The sequence below is a fragment of the Duganella aquatilis genome, assembly GCF_009674565.1.
In the GTDB taxonomy this organism is placed as follows: domain Bacteria; phylum Pseudomonadota; class Gammaproteobacteria; order Burkholderiales; family Burkholderiaceae_D; genus Rugamonas; species Rugamonas aquatilis.
On record NZ_WKJL01000058.1, the window covers coordinates 1 to 6,442 of the forward strand.

6 protein-coding genes are annotated in these 6,442 nt (G+C 68.4%); 3 read left to right on the top strand and 3 right to left on the bottom strand.

The genetic code is table 11. The features are described from left to right. Positions 1–577: alpha/beta hydrolase (locus GJ698_RS30085; RefSeq protein ID WP_154361532.1), on the top strand; the 577-nt coding region annotated here is incomplete at its 5' end. Here GJ698_RS30085 and GJ698_RS30090 read toward each other — a convergent pair. From GJ698_RS30090 to GJ698_RS30100, 3 genes are read right to left on the bottom strand one after another with little or no spacing between them, the layout of a single operon-like run. Next, entirely contained in the window at positions 574–2,100 is a 1,527-nt protein-coding gene (locus GJ698_RS30090; protein WP_154361533.1) for a sensor domain-containing diguanylate cyclase, read from the bottom strand. The two genes, GJ698_RS30085 and GJ698_RS30090, sit on opposite strands and share 4 nt — an antisense overlap. Positions 2,101–2,150: 50 nt before the next feature. Continuing rightward, positions 2,151–3,188, bottom strand: a complete 1,038-nt coding sequence (gene waaF / locus GJ698_RS30095) for a lipopolysaccharide heptosyltransferase II (RefSeq protein ID WP_371865480.1) — start codon at positions 3,186–3,188, stop codon at positions 2,151–2,153. Then, positions 3,185–4,417: an O-antigen ligase family protein gene (locus tag GJ698_RS30100; RefSeq protein ID WP_154361534.1), complete on the bottom strand. Its 1,233-nt coding sequence runs from the start codon at positions 4,415–4,417 to the stop codon at positions 3,185–3,187. Before GJ698_RS30100 ends, waaF begins: the two co-directional genes overlap by 4 nt. A gap of 52 nt (positions 4,418–4,469) precedes the next feature. Between GJ698_RS30100 and GJ698_RS30105 the strand changes: the two genes are divergently transcribed. Beyond that, positions 4,470–5,282: a glycosyltransferase family 2 protein gene (locus GJ698_RS30105; RefSeq protein WP_154361535.1), complete on the top strand. Its 813-nt coding sequence runs from the start codon at positions 4,470–4,472 to the stop codon at positions 5,280–5,282. Further along, the gene (locus GJ698_RS30110; RefSeq protein WP_154361536.1) at positions 5,279–6,361 is read left to right on the top strand and encodes a glycosyltransferase family 2 protein; all 1,083 of its coding nucleotides are present in this window, start codon (positions 5,279–5,281) and stop codon (positions 6,359–6,361) included. The genes GJ698_RS30105 and GJ698_RS30110 overlap by 4 nt, the downstream gene beginning before the upstream one ends. Positions 6,362–6,442 lie beyond the last annotated feature (81 nt).

Genomic DNA, 6,442 nt, shown 5'->3' on the forward strand with positions numbered 1-6,442 from the left:
GCACGTGCCGCCGCACCTGGACTCGGGCGCCGGCGCCGGCGGGCAGCCGCTGCACCTGCTGGTGCTGCTGCACGGCGCCGGCGGCCAGCATGGCGGCGGCGACCACATCGCGCTGGCGCATGCGATCCGCCACGGCGCGCTGCTGCTGATTCCCGACGCGCTGTCGACCAGCTGGGACTTGCTGCGCGGCGGCTACGGCCCCGACCTCGCCTTCCTCGACCGCGCGCTGCTGTGGACCATGCAGCGCTACGAGGTGGACGAGCAGGCGATGGCGATCGCCGGTTTTTCCGACGGCGCTTCCTACGCCTTGTCGGTGGGACTGATGAACGGCCATCTGTTCCGCGACATCCTGGCGTTCTCGCCCGGCTTCATGGCGCCGTTGCGGCGCGAGGGCCAGCCGCGCATCTTCGTCGGTCACGGCAAGGACGACCAGGTGTTGTCGGTGCAGCGCGGCCAGGAGATCGCCCAGCGCCTGGCCGGCGAAGGCTACGATGTGCACTACGCGGAATTCGACGGCGCCCACATCGTCTCGCCGCCGGTGGCGCGCGCCGCCCTGCTGCGGCTGGAAACCACCTAGGGCGCCAGGCTGAGGCAATTGCGGCCTTCCGACTTGGCGACGTACAGCGCCTTGTCGGCCGCCTCCACCAGCATGCTGGCCAGGTGCACGCCGCGCTGCGGCGCAATGGTGGCGATGCCGGCGCTCAAGGTCACCACGCCGAACGGACTGCCGTTGTGCGGCATCTGCAACTGCTCCACCGCCTGGCGGATGCGTTCGGCCACCGCCTGCGCGCCATGCAGATCGGTATTCGGCAGCAGGATGCCGACCTCTTCGCCGCCATAGCGCGCCGTCAGGTCGCCGGGCCGCTTCGGCGTCAGCGCGCGTATCAGCTTGCTGACCGAGCGCAGCACCTCGTCGCCGGCGCTGTGGCCGTACAGGTCGTTGTACTGCTTGAAGTAATCGACATCGATCATGATGAAGGCCAGCGTGTCCTGGTGCCGCATGGCGCGGCTGAACTCATTGCCCAGCGTGACATCGAACTGGCGCCGGTTGGCCAGCCCGGTCAGGCCGTCCGACATGGCCTGGCGCGCCAGCGTGTGGTTGGCGCTTTCCAGCGCGTCGCGCGCCTGGCGCAGCTCGGCCTCGGCCAGCGCGCGCAGCTTGATCTGGTCCACCAGGCGCTTGCCGAAAAAGCCCAGCAGCGCGGCCAGCACGATCACGCCGGCCGAGCTGGTGAAGGTGTCGCGCCGCCAGCGCTCCAGCATTTCCTCGCGCGACAGCGCCGCCGTCACGAACAGCGGATAGTGTTCCAGCGGCCGGAAACTGTGGAGCCGCACCTCGTTGTCGTGGAAGGAATGGAAGAAGGCGCTGCCGGTGCGCGCCGCCCCGCTCTGCTGCGCGTAGTGGCGGAACAGTTCGCTGTCGCGCATGCTGCTGCCGACGCGCGCACTGTCGAACGGCTGGCGCAGCAGCAGCACGCCGTCGTCCGACAGCAGCGCCACCGCGCCGCGCGCGCCGACGTCGAAGCTCTGGTAAAAGCGGCGGAAATAGTCGATGTCCAGCGTCGCCAGCACCACGCCGGCGAAGCTGCCGTCCGGCTTGTTCAGGCGGCGCGACACCGGCATGATCCACCGGCCGCTGGAACGGCTGATGACCGGGTGACCGACGTGCGGCCCGCGTTGCGCATGGGTGCGGTGATGGATGAAGTATTCGCGGTCGGCGTTGTTGTAGGCCTGGCCCGGCGTGCCGCGCGAGTTGACGATCCAGCGGCCCTGCTCGTCATACACGAACAGCCCGACCAGCTGCGGCAGGTTGACCACCTGCGTCTGCATCTGCCGCTGCACCCGCGCCAGCGACGGCGCGCCGGTGCCGTCGGTCTCGATGCGCTCGACCACGTCGGCCAGCGCGGTGTCGGCCGCCTTGATGGTGTCATCGGCCTGCTGGGCCATGGCGCGCGCCAGGTTGGCGCCGAGCCGCTCCATCTCCGCCAGCTGCTCGCTGCGCGCGTTCAGGCTGCGCCAGACATCGACGCCGACCAGCGACAGGCACACCGCGCTGACAAACACGGTGGCCCAGAAAGTGATGGAAAGGCGCTTGAACATGGGGGCACCCAGGTATTCCTCGTACTGCTCTTATACAACAAATTGGCAAGCTATGCAGCCAGCATCGGCTGCAAGCGCTGCCATGCCAGTTCCGGCGCCAGCTTGACCATGCAATCGTGGTGTCCCAGCGGGCATTCGCGCTGCTTGCATGGCGAACAGTCGAGGCGCAGCGAAATCGACGCCGCCAGGTCCGAGAACGGCGGCGCGTGGTCGGGATCGGTGGGGCCGTACAGCGCCAGCACCGGCCGGTTCAGCGCCGAGGCGATGTGCAGCAGGCCGGAATCGTTGGCCACCACCGCCGCCGCGCGCGCGATCAGGGCGATCGCCTCGGCCAGGCTGGTGGCGCCGGCCAGGTTGAACGCGGCGCCGGCCGGCAGCTCGGCCGCCACCTCGGCGCAGGCCTGCTGGTCCTTCGGCGAACCGAGCAGCGCGATCTGGGTCGACGGATCGCGCGCCAGCACGGCCTTGGCCAGGCTGGCGAAATGGCCCGCCGGCCAGCGCTTGGCGCCGCCGAATTCGGCGCCGGGCGCCATCGCCACCAGCGGCCGCGCCGGGTCGATGCCGTGGCGCTGCTGCACCTCGGCGATCTGCGCCGCGCTGGCCGCCAGCCGCGGACGCGGCAGCGCCGCGCGCAGGCCCGGCCCCTGCACCGTCACCGGCGGTTTGGCCAGCGCGGCGTAGAACGGCACCATCGGCCGCGGCGGCAGCTCGTCGTGGTGCATCAGGTTGATCATGCCGTAGCGGCTTTCGCCCTTGTAGCCGACGCGTTTCTTGATGCCAGCCAGCCAGGGGATCAGCGCGTACTTGATGGTATTCGGCAGCACGTAGGCGTCGGCGTAGCCGCGCTGGCGCAGCATGCGGGCGAACTTCCAGCGCTGCCTGAGCTGCAGCGCGCCGTGGCGGAACGGCGTTTCCAGCACCTCGTCGACCTCGGCCGCCTGGCGCCATACCGGCGACACCGCCGGCGGCGCCAGCACGTCGATCGGCCGTTCCGGATGGGCCGCGCGCAGCAGCTGCAGCAGGGGCTGCGCCATCACCGCATCGCCGATCCAGTTGGGGGAGATGATCAGGGTCCGCAATTCGCTCACCGGGTTTCCTCTTTAGCGTTCAGGCACAGTCCCGCCAGCAGGAACAGCATCATCGCGTAGAACATGCAGCTGCGCACCGACCAGAAGATCACTTCCGTCAGGCCGAAGCTGAAATAACTGAGCACCAGCAGCATGCCGGCCAGCGCCGGCGCATTGCGCCCGCCGCCGCCGCGCTCCACCTGGTGCAGGAAAAACATGAACGGCGCCGCCAGCGTGGCGCCCCAGATAATCAGGCCCAGCACGCCGCCGAACACCAGCGCCTGCAGGATATCGTTATGAAAATGCTCGAACTGCAACACGTACGGGTGCACCTGGTGCGTGTTGACCAGTTCCTCCATCTCGGCCTTGACGGCGGCGGGCCTGGCGCCCAGCAACGGATGGCGCCCGATCAGCTTCAGCGCGCTGCGCCACAGCTCGAAGCGGATGCCGACGCTGGTATAGGTCGGGCCGCCGTTGAAGTACTGGTGCACATCGCTGAAGCCCTCGTCGATGCGCTCGCGGGCGCCGGTCTGCGGAATGAAGTAGGTGCTCACCAGCAACGCCAGCGCCAGCAGCGCCAGCACCTTGCGCCAGCGGCCGCGCAGCACGTGGCCGTAGCGTCCCAGCAACAGTGCGGAAAAGGCGATCGCCAGCCAGCCGCCGCGGGTGCCGGTGGCCACCGAACCGGCCAGGCCGGCCAGCGCGCCAAGGCCGGGCCAGAGCGCGCTGCGGCCGGCGAAGTCCAGCGTGCCGGCCAGGCACATCAGGCCCATGCACAGCATGATGTCGCCGAAGGTGATGGAGTTGATCAGGCCGCCGGGACGGTCGAGGCCGATGCCCCAGCGCTGGTAGGCGATGAAGGCGGCGCCGACGGCGGCGCCGCCGATCAGGCCCCACCACAGCGCCTTGCGGCTCGGGCGGCAGGCCAGCACGGTCAGCATCACGGTGCCGGCGGCCAGCATGCGCAACGGCTTTTCCAGGTCGCGCAGGCGGCCGTCGCTGCTGACGGCGGCGCCCACCATGGCCATCAGCAGCAGCGCGCCGAACGCTATCAATACCCCGCGAATCTCAGTAAGATGGCGCATCAGCACCGGCCAGCCCTGGCGGCGGTAGACGATCGCCGCCAGCAGGAAGGCGAAACTGCACAGGCCGACCCCGAAACGGGTAATCAGCAACAGGAACGGAAACAGAAAGATCAGGCTGTGGATAAAGACAGTGCTGGCAGTGGACTGGGGTGAGGTATTATTCATTCATATTATCGTTTATTGCAAATAAGCAATCCGTTACAGCAAGTTGCCAACCATGTCACCTGCCCTCATTTCCGTCGTCGTCACCACGTATAACCGGCCGGACGCGCTCACTGCCGTGATCGAGGCATGCTTCGCCCAGGACGATCCGGGCTTCGAAATCATTATCGCTGATGACGGCTCCGGCCACAACACGCAACAGGCGGTGGCGGCGCTGCAGGCGCGCGCGCCGGTGCCGCTGCGCCACGTGTGGCAGGAAGACCTGGGCTTCCGCGCCGCCCGCGCGCGCAACCTCGGCACCCTGGACGCCAGGGGCGATTACATCATCTTCCTCGACGGCGATTGCGTGCCGCAGCGGAATTTTATCAGCCAGCACCGCAAGCTGGCGCAGGCCGGCTACCTGGTGCAGGGCAGCCGCATCCTGCTCGACGAGGCGGCCACCGCGCGGGTGCTGGGCCAGCACCTGGACCTGCAGGCGCTGGATGCCGGACAGAAGCTGGCGTGGCGCCGCAGCGGCGCCCTCAACAAGGTGCTGCCGTTGCTGCTGACCTTGCCGGACGTGGGCCGCACCAGCCGCCGCTTCACCTGGCGCCGCATCAAGAGCTGCAACCTGGCTGTCTGGCGTCGCGACCTCGACCTGGTGAACGGCTTCGACGAAAGCTTCCTCGGCTGGGGCCACGAGGATTCCGACCTGGTGCTGCGCCTGTTCAACGCCGGTGTGATGCGCAAGGACGGCGCCTACGCCACCGAGGTGTTCCACCTGTGGCACAAGGAAAACGCCCGCGACCAGGAAACCAGCAACCGCGCCACCGTGCTGCAACGCCACGCCGACCACACGGTGCTGGCCGTCAAGGGACTGCGTGCATGAACACCGCCGCGCCCGACAGCGTTCCGCTGCTGAGCATCCTGGTTCCGGCCTACAACGTCGACCGCTACATCACCGATTGCCTGGAGCACATCGTGGTCCAGATGGACGGCCGCCATGAACTGATCCTGGTGGACGACGGCTCCAGCGACCAGACCGTGGCGCGCATGCGCGCCGTGGCCGACGCCTGGCCGCGCCTGGCCATCACCCTGATCGAGCAGGCCAACGGCGGCATCGCCGACGCCCGCAACCGCGCCCTGCTGGCGGCGCGCGGCGACTACATCCTGTTTGTCGACAGCGACGACCGCCTGCTGCCGCAGTCGCTGGACGTGCTGGAGCGCACCATCACGCGCCACCAGCCGGACGTGATCGCCACGGCGCTGCGCATGTGGCATCCGCACGCGCCGGAAAAGGACCGCGACGTTTTCATGAGTTATGCGCCGGACCAGCCGATCACCTGCCAGGACGCGATCCTGACCTCGTTCTTCAACGACCGCCACATGTACGTGTGGTGCAAGGTGTTCCGGCGCGAGATCTATGCCCAGACCGCGATGCCGGTGTTCCCGTCGCAGCGGCTGTTCGAGGATGTGGCGGTGGTGCCGCTGCTGCTGCAGCGCTGCCGCAGCCTGGTGTACCTGCCGCACGTGCTGCTGGCGTATCGCCAGCATCCGGTCAGCATCACCCGCGTGATCAGTGAGAAATGGTGCGTGGATTTTGTGTCGGCGCTGGCGGCGGTCAAGCCGCACTTCGAGCGCGCCGGGGTCAGCGCGGCGGTGCAGGCGCAGTTCGACGTGGCGGTATGCCACTTCTACCTGAGCACGATCAAGAATACCTACCAGCTGCCGACGGCGGCCGGCGCGCTGGTGCGGCAGAAGGTGCACGGCATCTTCCTGTCCAGCCTGTTTTCGCCGCCGCAGCAGGTGCTGTCCGGCATGGCGCGCAACGTGCGCGACGCCCGCGCCGCGCGCCAGGTGCAGCACGTCATCGACGGCAACCGCTGGTTCCACGTCAGCCACAGCCTGGTGCGCAAGTTCAAGCTATGGCGGCGCCTGCGCCAGACGCGCGCGCTCCCGCGCCGCTAATCCGGGGTCAGTTCTGCCAATCGCACACGGGCTCAACTACAGCGTAGTTGAGCCCGTGTGCGATTGGCAGAACTGACCCCG